Annotated in this window: 19 protein-coding genes; 9 read left to right on the top strand and 10 right to left on the bottom strand. The window is 68.3% G+C overall.

Translation table 11 applies throughout. The annotated features are described in order from the left end of the window. Window positions 1-36 precede the first annotated feature (36 nt). The 3 genes from AC1DW4_RS07340 to AC1DW4_RS07350 all read left to right on the top strand — a co-directional run bounded on the left by AC1DW4_RS07340 (window position 37) and on the right by AC1DW4_RS07350 (window position 3,267). Entirely contained in the window at window positions 37-1,044 is a 1,008-nt protein-coding gene (locus tag AC1DW4_RS07340; protein WP_477016591.1) for a threonine ammonia-lyase, read from the top strand. Beyond that, window positions 1,041-1,499: a MaoC family dehydratase gene (locus AC1DW4_RS07345; protein ID WP_477016592.1), complete on the top strand. Its 459-nt coding sequence runs from the start codon at window positions 1,041-1,043 to the stop codon at window positions 1,497-1,499. The genes AC1DW4_RS07340 and AC1DW4_RS07345 overlap by 4 nt, the downstream gene beginning before the upstream one ends. A 61-nt stretch (window positions 1,500-1,560) precedes the next feature. Further along, window positions 1,561-3,267, top strand: a complete 1,707-nt coding sequence (locus tag AC1DW4_RS07350) for an MHYT domain-containing protein (protein ID WP_477016593.1) — start codon at window positions 1,561-1,563, stop codon at window positions 3,265-3,267. Here the strand turns inward: AC1DW4_RS07350 and AC1DW4_RS07355 are convergent. The 3 genes from AC1DW4_RS07355 to AC1DW4_RS07365 form a co-directional block, all read right to left on the bottom strand. Continuing rightward, on the bottom strand, window positions 3,264-4,658 hold the full coding sequence (locus AC1DW4_RS07355; RefSeq protein WP_477016594.1) for an NAD-dependent succinate-semialdehyde dehydrogenase: 1,395 nt from the start codon (window positions 4,656-4,658) through the stop codon (window positions 3,264-3,266). The genes AC1DW4_RS07350 and AC1DW4_RS07355 overlap by 4 nt on opposite strands. A 105-nt stretch (window positions 4,659-4,763) precedes the next feature. Next, window positions 4,764-5,699, bottom strand: a complete 936-nt coding sequence (locus AC1DW4_RS07360; RefSeq protein WP_477016595.1) for a Gfo/Idh/MocA family protein — start codon at window positions 5,697-5,699, stop codon at window positions 4,764-4,766. A gap of 4 nt (window positions 5,700-5,703) precedes the next feature. Beyond that, window positions 5,704-6,879, bottom strand: a complete 1,176-nt coding sequence (locus AC1DW4_RS07365) for a DegT/DnrJ/EryC1/StrS family aminotransferase (RefSeq protein ID WP_477016596.1) — start codon at window positions 6,877-6,879, stop codon at window positions 5,704-5,706. Window positions 6,880-7,035: 156 nt separating this feature from the next. Here AC1DW4_RS07365 and AC1DW4_RS07370 point away from each other — a divergent pair, with 156 nt between their 5' ends. After that, window positions 7,036-7,557: a D-glycero-alpha-D-manno-heptose-1,7-bisphosphate 7-phosphatase gene (locus AC1DW4_RS07370; RefSeq protein ID WP_477016597.1), complete on the top strand. Its 522-nt coding sequence runs from the start codon at window positions 7,036-7,038 to the stop codon at window positions 7,555-7,557. 69 nt (window positions 7,558-7,626) lie between these two features. Further along, on the top strand, window positions 7,627-8,508 hold the full coding sequence (locus AC1DW4_RS07375; protein ID WP_477016598.1) for an alpha/beta fold hydrolase: 882 nt from the start codon (window positions 7,627-7,629) through the stop codon (window positions 8,506-8,508). A 1-nt stretch (window position 8,509) separates the two neighbouring features. Here the strand turns inward: AC1DW4_RS07375 and AC1DW4_RS07380 are convergent, their stop codons facing one another. Both AC1DW4_RS07380 and AC1DW4_RS07385 read right to left on the bottom strand, forming a co-directional pair. Then, window positions 8,510-9,937 carry an amidohydrolase family protein gene (locus AC1DW4_RS07380; protein ID WP_477016599.1) on the bottom strand — a complete coding sequence of 476 codons (1,428 nt, stop codon included), beginning with the start codon at window positions 9,935-9,937 and terminating at the stop codon, window positions 8,510-8,512. Between the two features lie 56 nt (window positions 9,938-9,993). Next, window positions 9,994-12,039, bottom strand: a complete 2,046-nt coding sequence (locus AC1DW4_RS07385) for an NAD(+) synthase (RefSeq protein WP_477016600.1) — start codon at window positions 12,037-12,039, stop codon at window positions 9,994-9,996. A 99-nt stretch (window positions 12,040-12,138) separates the two neighbouring features. Here AC1DW4_RS07385 and ftsY point away from each other — a divergent pair, with 99 nt between their 5' ends. The 3 genes from ftsY (at window position 12,139) to AC1DW4_RS07400 (ending at window position 14,577) form a co-directional block, all read left to right on the top strand. After that, window positions 12,139-13,077 (top strand): signal recognition particle-docking protein FtsY, encoded by a 939-nt coding sequence (gene ftsY / locus AC1DW4_RS07390; RefSeq protein ID WP_477016601.1) that lies wholly within the window; start codon window positions 12,139-12,141, stop codon window positions 13,075-13,077. Between the two features lie 3 nt (window positions 13,078-13,080). Then, a complete protein-coding gene (locus AC1DW4_RS07395) occupies window positions 13,081-13,779 on the top strand; it encodes an inner membrane-spanning protein YciB (RefSeq protein ID WP_477016602.1) in 699 nt (232 codons plus the stop codon). A 195-nt stretch (window positions 13,780-13,974) separates the two neighbouring features. Continuing rightward, window positions 13,975-14,577 (top strand): MarR family winged helix-turn-helix transcriptional regulator, encoded by a 603-nt coding sequence (locus AC1DW4_RS07400; protein WP_477016603.1) that lies wholly within the window; start codon window positions 13,975-13,977, stop codon window positions 14,575-14,577. On the opposite strand, the gene AC1DW4_RS07405 is transcribed toward AC1DW4_RS07400, so the two are convergent. From AC1DW4_RS07405 to prfA, 5 genes are all read right to left on the bottom strand, one after another. Next, window positions 14,574-14,792, bottom strand: coding sequence for a hypothetical protein (locus AC1DW4_RS07405; RefSeq protein ID WP_477016604.1), 219 nt, complete (start codon window positions 14,790-14,792; stop codon window positions 14,574-14,576). The genes AC1DW4_RS07400 and AC1DW4_RS07405 overlap by 4 nt on opposite strands. 95 nt (window positions 14,793-14,887) lie before the next feature. Then, entirely contained in the window at window positions 14,888-15,463 is a 576-nt protein-coding gene (locus AC1DW4_RS07410; protein WP_477016605.1) for a DsbE family thiol:disulfide interchange protein, read from the bottom strand. After that, entirely contained in the window at window positions 15,460-15,660 is a 201-nt protein-coding gene (ccmD, locus tag AC1DW4_RS07415) for a heme exporter protein CcmD (protein WP_477016606.1), read from the bottom strand. Before ccmD ends, AC1DW4_RS07410 begins: the two co-directional genes overlap by 4 nt. Before the next feature lies 1 nt (window position 15,661). Then, window positions 15,662-16,381, bottom strand: coding sequence for a heme ABC transporter permease CcmC (ccmC, locus tag AC1DW4_RS07420; RefSeq protein ID WP_477016607.1), 720 nt, complete (start codon window positions 16,379-16,381; stop codon window positions 15,662-15,664). A gap of 63 nt (window positions 16,382-16,444) precedes the next feature. Continuing rightward, window positions 16,445-17,512, bottom strand: coding sequence for a peptide chain release factor 1 (gene prfA / locus AC1DW4_RS07425; protein ID WP_477016608.1), 1,068 nt, complete (start codon window positions 17,510-17,512; stop codon window positions 16,445-16,447). 184 nt (window positions 17,513-17,696) lie between these two features. On the opposite strand from prfA, the gene AC1DW4_RS07430 reads away from it, so the two are divergent. Next, a complete protein-coding gene (locus AC1DW4_RS07430) occupies window positions 17,697-18,341 on the top strand; it encodes a response regulator (RefSeq protein WP_477016609.1) in 645 nt (214 codons plus the stop codon). Window positions 18,342-18,405 lie beyond the last annotated feature (64 nt).

The following is an 18,405-nucleotide window of genomic DNA, read 5'->3' on the forward strand; positions in this document are numbered from 1 at the left end:
TTACGCGCAGCATCGTCATCGGGTTAAGTGGGGTTCATGACCGACCGCATCGCTTCCTACGAAGGCGTCCTGGACGCCGCCCGCCAGATCGCTCCGGCGGCCGTGCGCACCCCGCTGATCGAAAGCCCGGCACTGAACGAACGGATGGGCGGACGGGTCTTGATGAAGGCCGAGACGATGCAGGTCGCGGGGGCGTTCAAGTTTCGGGGGGCGTACAACCGGATCAGCCGGTTCAGCGCGGCAGAGCTGGCTTCGGGCGTCGTCGCCTTCTCTTCGGGCAACCATGCGCAAGGGGTCGCGGCGGCGGCGAAGCTGATGGGCACGCGGGCCGTGATCGTGATGCCGGCCGACAGCCCCACCATCAAGATCGAGGGGGTCAAATCCTTTGGTGGCGAGGTGCGTCTGTACGACCGCTGGACCGAGAGCCGCGAGGAGATCGGCGCGGCCGTGGCCAGGGAGCGGGGCAGCGTTCTGGTGCCGCCGTTCGACGATCCGTATGTGATCGAGGGCCAGGGAACGACGGCGCTGGAGCTGCTGGACCAGGCCGATGGTCCCATCGATCAGTTGATCTGCTGCTGCTCCGGCGGCGGTCTGATGGCCGGGATCAATCTGGTGCTGGAGGCACAGAGCCCGGCGACCAGAAGCTGGGCCGTGGAGCCCGAGGCCTATGACGACACGGGTCGGTCGCTGGCCGCCGGCGAGCGTGTCGGCCATCCGAAGGGACCCCCTTCGATCTGCGACGCCCTGCAGACGCCGATCCCGGGCGTGCTGACCTTTCCGATCAACCGACGCGTCCTGTCCGGGGCCGTGACCATCAACGACCAGGAAGCCGCCGACGCGGTCGCCTATGCCTTTCGCACGCTGAAACTGGTCGTCGAGCCGGGCGGGGCCGCCGCCCTGGCCGCCGTGCTGGCTGGCAGGTTCGAGACGCAGGGTCGGACCACGGCCGTCATCCTTTCGGGCGGCAACATCGATCCCGCCCTGTTCGCCGCCATCATCGAGGGCCGGTTCGTTCCGGCGACGCAGCACGGAGCCGCCGCATGACCAAACCGTCCGACCTCCAATCCCTGATCGGCACCGAGATCGGCGTCTCGAAATGGATCCTGGTCGATCAGGCCCGGATCGACGCCTTCGCGGAGATCACCGAGGACCGCCAGTTCATCCACATCGATCCGGTGGCGGCGAAACAGACGCCCTTCGGCGGCACGATCGCCCACGGATTCCTGACGCTCAGCCTCGCCTCGGCCATGTCCTATGACGCGGTCAAGCCACTGGAGGGCGTGGTGATGGGCGTCAACTACGGCTTCGACAAACTGCGGTTCCTGGCCCCGGTCCCGGCGGGTTCGAACGTCCGTGGCCGGTTCAGGCTGCTGAGCGCCGAGGACAAGGGCGGCGGCCGCTGGCTGCTGAAGCACGAGCTGACGGTCGAGATCGAAGGCGCGGAGAAGCCCGCCCTGATCGCCGAATGGCTGGGCATGCAGATGGTCGCGGGCGGCTGATCGCGATGGACGCCACCATACGAATGTCCGATAAACACGAGACTTCGGTACGGTAATCGACTTGCACCACCACCACGGCGCGACCTTTCTGCTTCTGGCCTATGCGGTCGCGGTCCTGGCCGCGTGGACGGCGCTCGACCTGTTCCAGCGCGTGCGGGGCCGGGAGGGTCGCGATCGCGCGCCGTGGTTGGGCGCGGCCGCCCTGGCCATGGGCGGCGGGGTCTGGTCGATGCATTTCATCGCCATGCTGGGCTTCGATCCCGGCGCGCCCGTTCGCTATGACCCCCTGCTGACGATCCTGTCGTTCGTGCTCGCGGTCGCGGGCACGGCCGGGGCCTTCGTCGCCGCGTCGCGCCAGCAAATGGGGCCGGGACGTATTCCGCTGGCCGGGACGGTCATGGGCCTGGCCATCGCCGGTATGCACTATGTCGGCATGGCGGCGATGGAGACGACCGCCGCCGTCGGCTGGCGGGCGGGCATGGTCCTCGTCTCGATCATGATCGCGGTCGGGGCCTCCACGGCGGCGTTGTGGGCGGCCAGGCGCGAGACGTCGCTGGGATGGCGCGCGGTGGCGGCGGCCATCCTGGGCCTGGCCGTCGTGGGTATGCATTACGCCGGGATGGCGGCGCTGGAGCTGCGTCCCGTCGAGGTCGAGATGGTCGCCGGCGGGGCCTCGCCCCTGGCCATCGCCATCAGCATCGCCGCCGTCACGGCGGTCATCCTGTTCATCGCCCTGGCCGCCTCCATGGCGGATGAGCGGGCCGGTCTGGTTCAGGTGCTGGCGGCGGCGGGCGTCGGCTATTGGGAAGTCAACCTCAAGGATCGATCCTTCGTCCTGTCGCCCCGCGCCCGCGAGTTGATCGCCCATCCCGTGGATCGGCCGGACGGCGATGTCATGAACCCCGTCTGGCTCGCCGACCAACGCCATGTCGCGGCGCGGGCCGCTGCCCTGGATGCGGCGATCGCGGGAAAGGCGGACTATGACGTCGAATATCCGATCGTCGGCACCGACCGCTGGGTCCAGTCGCGCGGCAGCCTGGTGCGCACCCGCTCCGGTCGGCCGCTGAAACTGGCCGGCGTCGTCAGCGACGTCACCGATCGCCGCCGGGCCTTCGAGGCGCTGGAAACCAGCGAACGCCGCCAGAAGCTGCTGATCAACGAGCTGAACCACAGGGTCAAGAACACCCTGGCCACCATCCAGTCGATCGCGGCCCTCACCGCCCGCCGGTCCGGGTCGGTCGAGGAGTTCTCACGCCTGTTCGAGGCGCGGCTGATGGCGCTGTCGGACACCCATAACCTGCTGACCGCCTCGGGCTGGGAGCAGGCGACGCTCGGCGACCTGCTGACCAAGGAGTTCCGGCCCTATGCGCCCGAACAGATCCGGCTGATCGGGCCCGACGTGATGTTCGAGGCCCCACAGGCGCTGGCCATGGGGATGGTGGTCCATGAACTGGCGACGAACGCCGCCAAGCACGGCGCCCTCAGCCGGCCCGAGGGTTGCGTGACCGCCACCTGGTCGGAGCCGGACGCGGACGGCTTGATCGTGCTGGACTGGGTCGAGACCGGCGGCCCGGCGGCCGTGCCCCCCAAACAGCGGGGCTTTGGATCGCGCCTGATCGCGACGAGTTTGAAAGGCGACCTCGGCGGTTTCGCCGATATGGACTACGCCGAGGCCGGCCTCCGCGCTCGCCTGTCTTTGCGGCCCGCACCCGGCCGGGCGACCGACCCGGTGCTCGACGAGGCCCTGTCTGCGACGTCCGGCGACTAGCCGACGGTCTGGGTGGCGTCGCCCGAGGATACCACCACCAGCTTCCTGTTCACGAACTCCAGGATGCCGACATCGCCGAGCTCGCGGCCGAAGCCGGAGCGTTTGACCCCGCCGAACGGCAGCTCGGGCATGGAGGTGGTGGTCGTGTTGATGAACACCATTCCGGTCTCGATCCGCGAGGCCAGTCTGCGCGCCCGGGCGGTGTCGCCGGCGAAGATCGAACCGCCCAGCCCGAAGTGGGAATCGTTGGCCTGGGTCACCACCGCATCGTCGTCCTCCACCACGAAGACCTGGGCCACGGGGCCGAAGAATTCCTGGTAGTAGGCGGGGTTGTCCCGGGTGATGTCGGTCAGGACCGTGGGCTCGTAGAAAAAGCCGGTGCGGTCGGCGCGCTTGCCGCCGGTCAGGACTTTCGCGCCGTGAGCGACCGCGTCATCGACCTGTTGGCTCAGGGTATTCAGCGCGTCCTCGGATGACAGCGGCCCCAGCACCGTGGCCTCGTCCAGAGGGTCGCCCATCACCGCGCCCTTCATGCCTTCGACGAAGCCGCTGACGAAGGCCTCGGACACCGATTTCTGGACGATGAACCGCTTGGAGCCCGTGCAGACCTGACCGGCATTTGACAGTCGGCCCTCCACGCCGGCCACCACGGCCTTTTCGATGTCCGCGTCGTCCAGAACGACGAAGACGTCGGAACCGCCCAGCTCCAGCGTGGATTTCTTGAGCTTCTCGGAGGCCTTTGCGGCGACCTTGGACCCCGCGCCCTCCGATCCCGTCAGGGCCACGCCCTGGATGCGGTCGTCACCGATAAGCTCGGCCACCTTGCCCGACGAGACATAGAGGTTGGTCACACAGCCGTCGGGCGCGCCCGCTTGCCGGCACAGGTCCTCGAACAGGGCCGCGCACCGCGGCACGATCCCGGCGTGCTTGAACATCACCGGATTCCCGACCGCGATGGCGGGGGCGACCACCCGGATCAGCTGATAGATCGGGAAGTTCCAGGGCTCGACGGCCAGCAGGACCCCGATCGGGTGAAACTCGGTCCAGGCCTCGCCCAGATCGCTGTCGATCGTCCGGGGCTTCAGGAAACCTTCCGCGCGCTCGGCATAGTAGGCCGCGATCCCGGCGCAGAGTTCGATTTCCAGCAGCCCCTGGGCCAGTGGCTTGCCCATCTCCTCGGCCATGGTGCGAGCCAGTCGGTCCTGGTTTTCGGCCAGCAGGCCAGACAGGGCCTTCAGAACCTTCAGGCGCGGGGCGATGTCACCTCGTGACCAGTCGGACCGAAAAAGCGCATCGGCCTTGGCCAGCCTGGCTTCGACCTCGGCATCGGTGTGTTCGGCATAGGTCTCGACGGTCCGTTCGGTGAACGGGTTGAGGGTGCGATAGGCCATGGGTCGGGCTTCCTGTCTGTGCGAGACAGCCCAACGTCACCCGGTCATCGGGGTTCAATCGCAACACCCGCTGCGACGATGGCGACATCCGTCCGAGCGGCCGGGTCAGCCCTCGCCCAGGCACCTCAGCGCGACCTCGAGGTTGCGCAGGCCGTCCTCGCCGGTGACCGCCGGGGCCTCGCCGGTGCGGATGGCGTGGGCGAAGCTTTCCAGTTCCCTCTTCAGCGGCTCGGCGGGCCAGCTCATGACGCCCCGGGTGGAGTAGGACCCATCGGGCTGCTGGCCGAAATATTCGGTGACCTGGCGGGTCATCAGATCGGCCACCACGAACTTGTTGGCGGTGGCGACCTGAAGCGTGCGGGTCTTGTAGGGCGTGACCCAGTTGGTGGTGATGTGGGCGATCACGCCGTTGTCCATGCGGAACTGCAGCAAGGCCGTGTCTTCGCGCTCGGCGCGGGTGCGGGCCAGTTGCGGCTGGACCTCGGCGACTTCGGAGTTCGTCAGGTGGCGGATGATGTCGATGTCGTGCACCGCCAGGTCGATGACCACCCCCACCTCGCCCATGCGTGGCGGGAAGGGGCCGACGCGGGTGATCTGGATCGAGATGACCTTTTCGTCGGCGATGGCGCGCTTCACGGCCTCGACCGCCGGATTGAACCGCTCGACCTGACCGACCATCAGGACGCGATCGTTGGCCCGGGCCGCGTCGATCATCCGCCGGGCGTCTTCGACGGTCGCGGCGATGGGCTTCTCGACCAGGACGTGGACGCCCTTTTCCAGCAGGGCGACGGACAGGTCGGCATGGGTCCGGTTGGGGGTCGAGACGACGGCGGCGTCCAGACCGGCGTCGACGAAGGCCTGGACCGTCGTGACCGGCGTGGCGTCATACAGCTCGGCCACGCCCCTGGCCGTCAGGTCGTCCATGTCGAAGATGGTGGTCACGTCGAAATCGCGGATGTCGGACAGCACGCGCGCATGGTTGCGGCCCATAACGCCGACGCCGGCGACGCCGACCTTCAGGGGGGTGGACTGGTTCGGCATGGGTCTAACCCTTGTAGCTGGCGACGGCGGCGACGATCCGGTCCTGGGTCGCCTCGTCCAGGTCGGAGTGCATCGGCAGACTGATGACCGTCTCCTTCTTGGCTTCCGTGACCGGCAATCCCTGCGGCCCGCGCGGGTGGTGCTCATAGGCCGGCTGAAGGTGACAGGGGATCGGATAATAGACCGCCGAGGGCACGCCCTGGTCCTTCAGATGGGCCGCCAGCCCGTCCCGGTCCGGATGCTCGATCGTGTACTGGGCCCAGTTAGAGACGTTGCCGGCCGGCACGAAAGGCACGGCCGTGACGTGGGGGGCCAGCATCTCGTTGTATCGGGCCGCGATGCGGTTGCGCCATTCGATCTCCTGCGGGAAGACCTTCAGCTTCTCGATCAGGACGGCGGCCTGGACGGTGTCCAGACGGCTGTTCATGCCGACGCGCATGTTCAGATATTTGGTGTCGTGTTCGAAGGTCCGGCCGGTTTCAGCAAAGAGGGCGAGGTCCTTGGCCACCGCCTTGCCGTGCACGCGATAGGAATCCATCTCCTGGGCCAGGTCGTCGTCGTTGGTCAGGACCGCCCCGCCGTCGCCGTAACAGCCGAGCGGCTTGGCCGGAAAGAAGCTGGCGGTGGTCACATCCGCCCATTTCAGAGGGTGAACCCCGTCGATCGTGCAGCCGAACCCTTGCGCCGAATCCGAGATCAGCTTCAGGCCGTGCCGGTCGCAGATGGCACGGATCGCCGGATAGTCGGCCGGCTGACCGAACAGGTCGACCGCGATGACGACCTTGGGTCGCAGTTTCCCTTCGGCAATCGTGGCCTCGATGGCGGCTTCCAGATGGCCGGGGTCCATGTTGTAGGTCCGGGCGTCGATGTCGATGAACACCGGCGTCGCCCCCAGCCAGGGCACGACCTCGGCGGTGGCGCAGAAGGTGAAGCTGGGCACGAAGACCGCGTCACCCGGGCGGATACCCCAGGCCATCAGCGGCAGGACCAGGGCCTCGGTGCCGTTGGCGCAGCCCAGGGCGTGTTTCGCCTGACCGAACGCGGCCAGCATCGTCTCGAACTCGCGCACGGGCGGACCCATGACATAGGCCCCGCTCTCGACGGCGGCCATCATGGCGGCCTCGATCTTTCCGCCCAGACGGCGGCGTTGGGCCTGCAGATCGATGAAGGCGATGCTCATGGGGGATTGCCTCTTTGCGGACGGCCTGGCCGTCGAAGGTGGCGCGATCTAACGCACCCGGGGCCAGAACACCAAACACGAGGGGGTCACTTCGCGTTGCGCCTTGCAACGGGCGCTTCTATCCAGTGAGCCGTCAGTACCCGGAGCCGCATTGCCTTGACCGATCCCGCGTCCAGCGTTCCCGCCGTCTTTCTCGACCGCGACGGCGTCCTGATCGAGGACAGCGGATATCCGCATCTGGACGAGCATCTGGTCCTGATCCCCGGCGCCGCGGAGGCTGTCCGCCGGCTGAATGGCCTGGGGTATCTCGCCGTCATCGTCACCAACCAGTCGGGCGTGGCGCGCGGTCTGTTCAGCAAGGATCGGATGGACGCCTTCAACGCCCTGCTGGTGCGCCGGTTCGCGGCCAAGGGCGCCCGCATCGCCGCAGTCTATGCCTGTCCGTTTCACAACGAGGCCGAGGATCCGCAGTGGTTCCATCCCGACCACCCGGACCGAAAGCCCAATCCTGGAATGATCGTCCGGGCCATCGCCGATCATCATATCGACCCGGCGCGATCGTTCCTGATCGGGGACCGGCAGAGCGATCTGGAGGCCGCGCGACGCGCCGGGATCCCGGGCTTCCTGTTCGAGGGCGGCGATCTGGATCATTTCGTCCGGGACCTGCTGGGGGGCTGATCGCAATTCCGCGCGCGATGAAATAGGCTGAAGGGCGACGCGAGGGCGTCGCTGTCAGGAAGGTGCCCGATGGCCGAACAAGACCTGTTTTCCGAACGCCGCTGGACGTCGTCTGACGGGCTGAGCCTGTTCGCGCGTGACTATCCGGGGGCGGACGGTCCGGCGAGACTGCCGGTCATCGCCATCCATGGCCTGACGCGAAACAGTGCCGATTTCGATGCCATCGCCCCCCTGATCGCGCGCGGCGGCCGTCGCGTGCTGGCGCTGGACGTGCGCGGTCGCGGTCGGTCGGACCGGGCCACCGACCCCATGACCTATCAGCCGCCGGTCTATGCCAAGGACGTGCTAGCCCTGCTGGAACAGGCGGGAATCGACCGCGCCGTCTTCCTGGGCACCTCCATGGGCGGGCTGATCACCATGGCCCTCGCGGCCATGAAGACCCGCGTGGTCGCCGCCGCCATCCTGAACGACATCGGCCCCCAGGTCTCGCCCGAGGGCCTGGCCCGCATCGCCGCCTATTCCGGACAGCCGGTCGACACGCCGGACTGGGCCGCCGCCGCCGCCTATGCCAGGCGGATCAACGCCGTCGCCCTGCCCCACTATTCCGACGCCGACTGGGACGCCTTCGCCCGCCGCACCTTCCGTGAGGGCACGGAGGGGTCACCGATCCTCGACTACGACCCCGACATCGCCGTGCCGATCCGGGCGGCGGGCGCCAAGGCCCTGGCCCCGAACCTTTGGCCCTACTTCCGTCGGCTGGCGCGCAAGCGTCCGACCCTGCTGATCCGCGGCGCGACCTCGGACCTGCTGGGGGCCGACATCGCCGACCGGATGAAGAAGGCCGCCCCCGACATGGCCTATGCCGAAATCCCCGACGTCGGCCATGCCCCCATGCTGGACGAGCCGGAATCGAAAGCCGCGATCTTCGAATTCCTGCGGGACGCGCCCTAGGTCAGTTCAGGCCCACGCTCTGCTGCAGGCTGGCGAAGATGGCGGCGGTGTCATAGCCGACGCCCGCCTTGAACACGAGCGGCATGCGGTCCAGCGCGGCGGGATCGGCCACCGGGTCGCCGTCGATCAGCACCAGATCGGCGCGCTTGCCCGCCTCGATCGAGCCGATATCCGCCTGTCGCCCCAGGAACCGCGCCCCGTCCAGGGTCGCGATCCGCACCGCTTCCTCGATCGGGAAACCGCCCTCGACCATCAGCTGAAGCTGGCGCTTGGACGACCAGCCGGGAATGACGCCGCCGTATCCCGTGGGATCGGTGCCCGCGATCAGATGCCCGCCCGCATCGGCGAAGTTCCGTTCCATCCGCATCATCCGATGCAGAAAGCCGGGCGCGGCCGGATTGGCACTGGTCTGCACCCGCGCCCATCCCGCCTCGTACTGAGCCCGGATCTGCGGGATCAACAGGTCGCGCGCCGCCTCGGGGGCCATGGGTCGACCCGGCGTGGTGGTCTCGAAGATCGTCAGGGTCGAGGTCAGGGTGACGTCGTGATCAACCAGGAACCGGATCAGCGCCGCGGCCTCGGGGCCATCGGGGTCCAGCGCCATCAGCGAGGCCTGAACCGCACCACCGCTCGGGCAGACGTCGGGCTGCTTGTCGGCGACGAAATCGCTGGCGGCATAGAAGCCGTGCTCCAAGTTGTCGATGCCCGCCTCGGCCGCCTCGCGATAGGTGACTGAGCACAGATGGCCGGTGACACGCTGGTGCCGCGCGTGGGCCAGTTCGACGATCCGGGCCAGTTCGGCCCGCGTGATCTGCATGTAGACCTTGTAGGAGGTCGCCCCTTCATCGGCCCAATAGGTCACCATCCGCTCGGCGTCGGCGACATCGCCCAGGGCGTTGACCTTCAGGATCGGCAGGCCCGGCCCGTTCAGATAGGGGGCCGTCACATCGATGTCCGGGCCCGGAATGCGTCCGGCCAAAATCTCGTCGCGCAGGTTCAGGTCGGCATAGGGGGCCATGGTCCCGGCGGTGCGCAGGCTGGTCACCCCGCCGGCCAGATACAGGCGCGGAAAGCTGTAGACCATCTCCGTATAGTTGGCCCGGCCGGTCGGATAGAACATATGCTCGTGCATCAGGACGAGCCCCGGCATCAGGGTCTTGCCGTGACCGTCGATGACGGTCGCGTCCCCGGTGTCGGTCAGATCGGCGGCCGGGGCCACCCGGGCGATCCGGCCGTCCTCGATCAGCACGCTCATCCCGGACTGCGCGGCCGCGCCCGTGCCGTCGATCAGCTGGACGTCGCGGACCAGGATGCGCGGCTGGGCATAGGCCACATAGGGCGCGGGCGTCGGCGCCGTCTGCGCGGTGGCGAAACCGCCGGACAGGACGGCGGCGGCGAGGGCGAGACTGGCGATCAGTGTGCGGGTCATCCCCCATCCAAGCCCGCCTCGCCCCCGCTGTCGAGGCCCCGGCCCGGACCTGGCGCTCAGGGCACCCTGGCGTCCAGTTCGTCCAGCCACACCCGGGCATTGCCGTCCGAGGGCGCGCGCCAGTCGCCGCGCGGAGACAGCGACCCGCCGGTCACCACCTTGGGGCCGTTGGGCAGGGCCGAGCGCTTGAACTGGCTGGTCTGGAAGAAGCGGATCAGGAACTTCCTCAGCCAGGCCTTGATGGTGGGCAGGTCATAGGCGACCCGATCGCTCTCCGGATGATGCGCGGGCCATTCCCCGCGCGCCGCGTCGCCCCACGCCTGATGCGCCAGGAAGGCGATCTTGGACGGCGCCATGCCGAACCGGGTGAGGTGGAACAGGAAGAAGTCGTTCAGCGCATAGGGGCCGACGGTCGACTCCGTCGACTGGATCTTTCCGTCCGCGCCCGCCGGAACCAGCTCCGGCGAAATCTCCGTGTCCAGAATGGCGTGCAGGACGTCGGCGGCGGCCGCCATCTCGTCTCGACCGGCGACCCAGCGGATCAGGTGCCGGATCAGGGTCTTCGCCACCCCGCCGTTGACGTTGTAGTGGCTCATGTGATCGCCGACGCCATAGGTGGCCCACCCGAGCGCCAGTTCCGACAGGTCGCCGGTGCCGAGCACGAAGGCCTGGTTCTGGTTGGCCAGCCGGAACAGATAGTCGGTCCGCAGGCCCGCCTGCACGTTCTCGAACGTGATGTCGTGGACGGGCTGGCCGTCCGCATAAGGATGACCGATGTCGGCCAGCATCCGCTCCGCCGCAGGACGGATGTCGATCTCCTCGCCCGTGACGCCCAGCGCCCGCATCAGCGCCCAGGCGTTGGATTTCGTGCCGTCAGAGGTCGCGAAGCCCGGCATGGTGAAGCCCAGGATGTTGGTCCGGGGCAGGTTCAGCCGGTCGAAGGCGCGACAGGCGACCAGCAGGGCCTGGGTCGAATCCAGCCCGCCCGAGACGCCGATGCAAAGCCGCTCGGCCCCCGTCGCCGTCATCCGGCGCATCAGTCCCTGCACCTGGATGTTGAAGGCCTCGAAACAGTCCTGGTCCAGCCGGGCGGGATCGTCGGGCACGAAGGGGAAGCGGTCCAGCGGGCGGATCAGGGACGTGACCGGCGCGGCGTCGCGCGTCCTGAAGCCCAGCCGGATGTAGCCCTCCTCGTCCAGCTCTCGCCGGGCGCAGTCGGCGAAGGTGCCGTTCCTCAGCCGGTCCTGACCGATCCGCTCGATGTCGACGTCGGCGATGGTGAGATGGCTCTCCAGGGCGAACCGCTCGCCCGAGGCCAGCTTCGCGCCCAGTTCGTGGATCGTCGCCTGTCCGTCCCAGGCCAGGTCGGTGGTGCTCTCGCCCCAGCCCGAGGCCGTGAAGACATAGGCCGACAGGCTCCGCGCCGACTGGCTGGAACACAGCATGGCCCGTTCGTCAGCCTTGCCGATGACGATGTTGGACGCCGACAGGTTCAGCAGGATGCGCGCTCCGGCCAGCGCCTGTCGTGTCGAGGGCGGCACGGGGGCCCAGAAGTCCTCGCAGATCTCGACGCCGACGACGAAGCCCGGCCGGTCGTCCGCCTCGAACAGCAGCCGGGTGCCGATCCAGCTGTCCTGCCCGCCGATCCGGATCGTCTCGGCCCCGATGTCGTCGCCCGAGCTGAACCAGCGCTTCTCGTAATATTCGCGGTAATTCGGCAGATAGGTCTTGGGCACCACGCCCGTGACCTCGCCGCCCGCCAGCACGACGGCGGTGTTCAGCAGCCGGTCGCCATGCCGGACCGGCGCGCCGACGACCGCGACCAGTCCGGCCTCGCCCGCGACCTTTGCCAGTTCGCCGATCTGGCGATCCACCTCGGCCAGCAGCGCCGCCTGCATGTGCAGGTCGTCGATGGCGTAGCCGCTCAGGGACAGTTCCGGGAAGACGATGAGGTCGCAAGCCGCTTCGCCCGCCTGACGGATCAGGGCGGCGTGTTCGCGCGCGTTCTCCACCGGATCGGCGATATGCACCACCGGCGTCGCCGCGGCGACCCGGACGAAGCCGTGGGTGCGGGGAGAATGAAACGGATGCGGTTCGGCCAAGGCACGTCCTCGTAACGGGTTATGCTCATATAGAGCCAAAGTCGCGACAAGGCCACGTTACCCCGTGACCTGCCCGCCCGCGACGGCTAAAGGCGTGTAATGACCGACACGCCCAAGAAGGGCTGGTTCCAGCGCCTCAGCGCGGGGCTGGCCCGCTCCAGCCAGCAGATGACCGAGACGGTCGTCGGCACCTTCGTCAAGGAGCCGTTGTCCGAGGCCGCGCTCGACCGGCTGGAAGAGCATCTGCTGGAAAGCGATCTGGGCCCCGCCGCCACTGACCGCATCGTCGCCCGCTTCCGCGAACTCCGCTTCGGCAAGGTGTCCGACGAGCGCGAGGTCAAGGAGGCCCTGGCCGAGGCGGTCGCGGCCGAACTGCTGCCGCGCCAGGCGACGTTCGATCCGCTGTCCGAGGGCATCAAGCCCTATGTCGTCCTGTTCGTGGGGGTCAACGGATCGGGCAAGACCACGACCCTGGGCAAGATCGCGGCCGACCTGACGGGCAAGGGCGCCAAGGTCATGATCGTGGCAGGCGACACCTTCCGCGCCGCCGCCCGCGAACAACTGAAGGTCTGGGCCGAGCGGGCCGGGGCCGATTTCGAGAGCCGCCGCGACGGGGCCGACCCGGCCGGTCTGGCCTTCGACGCCTATACGAAGGCCAAGGCCGAAAACTACGACGTCATCCTGATCGACACGGCCGGGCGGCTGCAGAACAAGTCGGCCCTGATGGATGAGCTGCTGAAGATCGTGCGGGTGCTGAAGAAGATCGATCCGGACGCCCCGCACGAGACCCTTCTGGTGCTGGACGCCACCGTAGGCCGCAACGCCCTGGCCCAGGAACAGATCTTCGGCCGCACCGCCTTCGTCTCGGGCCTCGTAATGACCAAGCTGGACGGCACGGCGCGGGGCGGGGTCCTGGTACCGGTCGCCCAGGCGTCGGATGCTCCCATCAAGCTTATCGGGGTGGGCGAGGGGATCGACGACCTGCAACCCTTCGACGCGCGGGCGTTTTCGCGCTCGCTGGTCGGACTGGAAGACTAGAGCATGACCCAAGCGCCAGAGACCGCTCGAAGGACGCCGCCGGCCTGGATCCGGCAGGCGGTCGATTTCGGGGCCCTGGCCGCCTTCGCCGCGACCTTCGTCTTCTTCCGCGTTCGCGGCCTTCCGGGCGATCAGGCGCTGGTGCACGCGACCTGGGGTCTGGTGGCAGGGTCGGTCGTGGCGGTGGTCGTCGGGCTGATGGTCGAGAAGCGGCTGGCCCTGATGCCGTTGCTGGTCGGCGGGTTCGCCCTGGTGTTCGGCGTTCTGACGCTGCTGACCAACGACGATGTCTGGGTCAAGGTGAAGGTCACGGTGCTGAACGCGTCGCTGGCCGTCGCCCTTCTGGGGGGCTTGCGGCTGGGCAAGCAGCCGTTGAAGGCCCTGCTGGGCACGGTCCTGCCGATCAACGACGCGGCCTGGCGGACGCTGACCTTCCGATACGGGCTCTATTTTTTGGCGGTCGCCATCGTCAACGAACTGGTCCGGTCAGAGGCGCTGGTGGCCTGGACCGCCGCGCGGATCGGCATGGCAGGCGTCGATCCCGCCGACGTCTGGGTCAGCTTCCGGGGCGTCCTGTGGATCGCCTCGTCCGTGTTCGGCCTGTCGCAGGTGCCGCTCATCATGAAGAACATGGTCCCGGACGCGGACAAGGACGGCCCCGTCGATCCGTCTGCGCCTGCCCGGCCGGACACCGCGCCTTAGCCACATAATCTTGCGCTCAAGTCGGGAGGCTCCGCGAGCCGACCATAGCGCGCCGCGTCAGCGGCCAGGATCCTGCGCTCAAGTCGGGAGGCTCCGCGAGCCGACCATAGCGCGCCGCGTCAGCGGCCAGCACCATGCCACAAAACTGTAAAGCCTCGCTGATAACCCTCCGCATACGGCAGAGGGGTGCATGCGATGGTCAAGTCCGGCAAACAGGCGAGGCGGGCGGGCACGCTGGCGGAATCGCCCAGCCATCTGATGCACCGCGTCTTGCAGCTCGCGCTCGACATCTATGCCGACGAAGCTGGAGCCGACGGCCCGACCCAGCGTCAGTTCGCGGTGCTGGAAGCCGTTTCCGTCAAGTCCGGCCTGACCCAGACCGATCTGGTCAAGGCGACCGGCATCGATCGCTCGACTCTGGCCGATCTGGTCGCCCGTATGACGACCAAGGGTCTGCTGGCTCGCGAACGCTCCAGCCTGGACGCCCGCGCCATGGCTGTCAGTCTGTCGGCCGAAGGCAAGGCCATGCTGGAGGCGGCCCGGCCCCGCGTCGAGGCCGCCGACAAGCGGATCATGGGTCTGATCCCCAAGGCCAAGCGCGACGGCTTCCTGGAGCTTCTGGGTGAACTCGCGGCCTCCGCCGATGCCGCGCCCGAACAGGCCAAGGCCGAGATCAAGGCGCTGAAGAAGGCCCAGAAGGAAGCTCGCAAGGCGGAAAAGGCAGCCAGGAAGGTGGCGGAACCGGCCAAGAAGGTCCGCAAGCCCAAGAAGGCGAAGGTCGCCGAACCGGTCGCCTAGACCCGGATATCCAGCAGCTGACCGGGGCGCGGGGCGCGGGGCGTTTCGGGTTCCGCCGACGTCGCAGCTGCCGCAGTCGCCTGCTGTGGCGCTGCCGCCTGCACATCGCCCATCGCCGCGCGGAAGAAGGCCGCCTGGGCCGCGCGCATCTGCACCGCCTGCCCGGTGGGCGAAGCAGACAGTGAGGACGGCAGGTCTGTGCGGATCGTGCTCATGCCGACAGGGTTAACGAATCCTGTCGACAAAAGGTTAATGGGAGGCTTGGCGCGCTATCGCTCAGCGCGCGGCGCTTCGCTTCTTGAGCGCGGAGTTAGCGCGACGTCGCCGTCGGCAGCGGCCGTGGCGGCGCGACCAGGGCGTCGGTCATCCGCTTCAGGTCTTCATCGGTCAGCAGAGGCCCGGAGGACTTGGCCACGACCTGCCCCATCGCATTGACGGCGAAACTCTCGGGCACGCCCGAGATGCCGAGTTCCAGCCCCGCCCGACCGTCCTGATCGACCAGGACCATGGCGAACGGATCACCCAGTTCGTCCAGGAAGGCCTGGGTCGCCTCGGGTTCGTCCTTGTAGGCGACGCCGACGATGGCCACGCCCTGGGCCTTCAGCTTCAGCAGCTGTGGGTGCTCGACCCGGCAGGGGGCGCACCAGCTGGCGAAGACGTTGACGATCATCGGCTTGCCGACCCCGGCGGTGCGGATGTCGACGTTCTGGGGGCCGGGCACGCCGTCCTGAAGGATCGGCAGCACCGTCTCGGGCACGCTGCGGCCGACCAGGGCGGCGGGCTTGAACTCCGGATCGCGCTTCAGCGACCAGCCGATGAACAGGGCCGCCAGCGCCGCCAGCACCACCAGCGGTATCAGCGGTATCAGCGATAGCCAGCGACTCATTGTTCTGGGGCTACCGCGCGGGGCGCTGCTTGAGCCCGGGTTTCGGTGGTGTCGTCGGCTTCCAGCCGCTTCAGCTCGGCCTTCCATCGGCGCGATGCGACGACGGCGCGGATCACCACGGCCCCCAGCACCACGACGCTGATTCCCCAGGCGGGCCAGACGAAGGCGGCGTAGGGGCTCATGTCCAGGTCGAACATCCTACGCCTCCAGCGCCAGACGCGCGCGGATCGACTGCACCCGACGGCGCACGATCTCGGTGCGGATGGACGTCAGCCAGACGGCCAGGAACAGCGCACCGTAAGCCGCCATCATGGTCAGCAGCGGGGCCAGAAACACCGGCGCCAGGGCCGATCCGCCCGCCCGCAGCAGCGACGCCGGTTGATGCAGGGTATTCCACCAGTCGACCGAGAACTTCACGATCGGCAGGTTGATCAGCCCGACCAGCCCCAGAATCGCCGCAGCCCGTGCCGCGCGTGCCTCGTCGTCGATCGCCGAGCGCAGCGCCATGTAGCCGAGGTAGAACAGGAACAGCACCAGCACGCTGGTCAGCCGCGCGTCCCATACCCACCAGGTCCCCCACATCGGCTGGCCCCACAGCGAGCCGGTGACCAGCGCCAGCAGGGTGAAGGCCGCGCCCGGCAGGGCCGCCGCCCGCGCCGCCGCGTCCGCCAGCGGATGACGGAACACCAGGGCGAAGAAGCTGGAAATCCCCAGCGCGGAATAGGCCATCAGCCCCAGCGACGAGGCGGGCACATGCACGAACATGATCCGCACCGTGTCCCCCTGCTGATAGTCGCCCGGCGCGGTGAAGCTCAGCCAGATGCCGATCAGCAGCAATGCTGCGGCCACGACCCACAGCACCGGCACGAGCGGCCGGGTAAACGACATGAAGCGTTGGGGATTGGCGAGGCCGAACATGGTCTTTGCGCTCTACGCGCGGCGGCGGCACCCGGCAAGGGCACCGTGGTCGCGGGGTTCAGATCAGGCGAACTCGGCTTCCAGGTCCGACAGGCGCGCGGCCTGATCCTCGGCGATCAGGGCGTTCAGCAGGGCGTCCAGGTCGCCCTCCAGAATCTGGGGCAGGCTGTGCAGGGTCAGGCCGATCCGGTGGTCGGTCACGCGGCCTTGCGGAAAGTTGTAGGTGCGGATGCGCTCGGACCGGTCGCCGGATCCGACCTGGGACTTGCGGGCATCCGAACGGGCGTTGTCCTTCATCTGGCGCTGCATGTCGTACAGGCGCACGCGCAGGTTCTTCATCGCCTTGTCGCGGTTGACGTGCTGGGACTTTTCCGAGGACGTGACCACGATACCGGACGGGAAGTGGGTGATCCGCACGGCCGAATCCGTCTTGTTGACGTGCTGCCCGCCCGACCCGGACGCGCGATAGGTGTCGATGCGGATGTCCTTGTCGTGGATCTCGATTTCCACGTCCTCGACCTCGGGCAGGACGGCGACGGTGGCGGCCGAGGTGTGGATGCGCCCGCCCGCCTCGGTGGTCGGCACGCGCTGGACGCGGTGCACGCCGCTCTCGAACTTCAGCCGCCCGAACACGCCGTCGCCGGTGACGGTGGCGATGATTTCCTTGTAGCCGCCCGCATCGCCCTCGGTCGCCGAGTCCAGCTCGACCTTCCAGCCCCGCGTGGAGGCATAGCGGGAATACATGCGGAAAAGGTCGCCCGCGAACAGGGCCGCCTCGTCCCCGCCCGTGCCCGCCCGCACTTCCAGCACGGCCGAGGCGTTCTCGTCGGCGTCGCGCGGGGCCAGCAGCAGGGCCACGTCGCGCTCCATGTCCGGCAGGCGGGCGTTCAGCGTGTCCAGCTCGTCGGCGACCATGGCCGCCATCTCGGGATCGGCCGTCATGGCCTGCAGATCCTCGATCTCCTTCCTGGCCTTGGCCAGCGCCAGGACCGCGTCGGCCACGGGCTTCATCTCGGCGTGTTCCTTGGACAGGCGCACAATCTCCTGCCCGTCGCTGGCCGCGCCCATGCGTGCTTCCACCTGATGGAAGCGATCCAGGACCTGGTCGAGCTTGGACTGGGGCAGATGCAAAAGCGGGGATCCCTAAAACGGTGGCGAGCGAGGCGCGGTCATACTCCGGCGAGAGCCGGAATGTCGATCCGCGCCCCCCGCTCACGCGTCGATGCCGGGCTTGTGCATCGCCGTCACGATGGCGTCAGAGCCGCTACGCCCGGAAGGCGGACTGACTACCTAGGGGTCACCACAGAGGGAGCTCATGATGTCTGATGCAGCAGAAGGCGGCCACGCGCCTTTCGATGACGCGACGGCCGATGGGGATCGCCGCGACCTGAAAACCATCCTCGCGCGATACGACGGGGCAATCGACACGGGGCATCCGCTGTCGCCGGCCCACGCGGCCGAGCTGGTGGCCATGGCCGGCATCTTCGATCTGGAGCCCGATCGACCCCCCGAGACCCTGTGGCCTCAGGTCCGGGCGATCCTGGTGGCCCAGGGTCCCCGCGTGCCGGACGCGGTCGTCGCCTCCGACGGGACGGGGCCGCTGACCCTGCTGATCGTGGAGGACGATCCCCACATGGCGCAGGATCTGACCGCCCTGATGTCGGAAGCCGGCCACGCCGTCATCGGGCCGTTCCACAGCGCCGAGGCCGCAGAGGCCGCCGCCGGGCTGCATGCCATCGACCTGGCCCTGCTGGACATCAACCTGTCCGGGCCCGTCGACGGCGCGACCCTGGGGCGCTCCCTGAGGTCGCGATGGGGCATCAAGGTCATCTTTCTGTCGGGCGACGTCACCGCGGCGTCGCGCCACGCCGACATCGCGGAGGCCATGGTGATCAAGCCCTATCGTGGCGCGGACGTCTTCGACGCCATCCGGCGCGCGGTCGCGGGCGTCTCGGCCTAGGGGTCGCGCCAGCAACGCTATCGACGGCGAGCAGTTATTCCCGCTGCGGCCTCGGTTCGCGGTG

The organism is Brevundimonas sp. P2_A6 (assembly GCF_056404975.1).

Bases quoted from the DNA above. Each gene is read 5' to 3' on its own strand.
- AC1DW4_RS07355 (WP_477016594.1), bottom strand. From the start codon at position 4,658: ATGGCCTATCGCACCCTCAACCCGTTCACCGAACGGACCGTCGAGACC.
- AC1DW4_RS07410 (WP_477016605.1), bottom strand. From the start codon at position 15,463: ATGAGTCGCTGGCTATCGCTGATACCGCTGATACCGCTGGTGGTGCTG.
- AC1DW4_RS07365 (WP_477016596.1), bottom strand. From the start codon at position 6,879: ATGAGCATCGCCTTCATCGATCTGCAGGCCCAACGCCGCCGTCTGGGC.
- AC1DW4_RS07360 (WP_477016595.1), bottom strand. From the start codon at position 5,699: ATGCCGAACCAGTCCACCCCCCTGAAGGTCGGCGTCGCCGGCGTCGGC.
- AC1DW4_RS07405 (WP_477016604.1), bottom strand. From the start codon at position 14,792: ATGAGCACGATCCGCACAGACCTGCCGTCCTCACTGTCTGCTTCGCCC.
- AC1DW4_RS07375 (WP_477016598.1), top strand. From the start codon at position 7,627: ATGGCCGAACAAGACCTGTTTTCCGAACGCCGCTGGACGTCGTCTGAC.
- AC1DW4_RS07395 (WP_477016602.1), top strand. From the start codon at position 13,081: ATGACCCAAGCGCCAGAGACCGCTCGAAGGACGCCGCCGGCCTGGATC.
- AC1DW4_RS07345 (WP_477016592.1), top strand. From the start codon at position 1,041: ATGACCAAACCGTCCGACCTCCAATCCCTGATCGGCACCGAGATCGGC.
- ftsY (WP_477016601.1), top strand. From the start codon at position 12,139: ATGACCGACACGCCCAAGAAGGGCTGGTTCCAGCGCCTCAGCGCGGGG.
- AC1DW4_RS07430 (WP_477016609.1), top strand. From the start codon at position 17,697: ATGATGTCTGATGCAGCAGAAGGCGGCCACGCGCCTTTCGATGACGCG.
- AC1DW4_RS07380 (WP_477016599.1), bottom strand. From the start codon at position 9,937: ATGACCCGCACACTGATCGCCAGTCTCGCCCTCGCCGCCGCCGTCCTG.
- ccmD (WP_477016606.1), bottom strand. From the start codon at position 15,660: ATGTTCGACCTGGACATGAGCCCCTACGCCGCCTTCGTCTGGCCCGCC.
- AC1DW4_RS07340 (WP_477016591.1), top strand. From the start codon at position 37: ATGACCGACCGCATCGCTTCCTACGAAGGCGTCCTGGACGCCGCCCGC.
- ccmC (WP_477016607.1), bottom strand. From the start codon at position 16,381: ATGTTCGGCCTCGCCAATCCCCAACGCTTCATGTCGTTTACCCGGCCG.
- AC1DW4_RS07400 (WP_477016603.1), top strand. From the start codon at position 13,975: ATGGTCAAGTCCGGCAAACAGGCGAGGCGGGCGGGCACGCTGGCGGAA.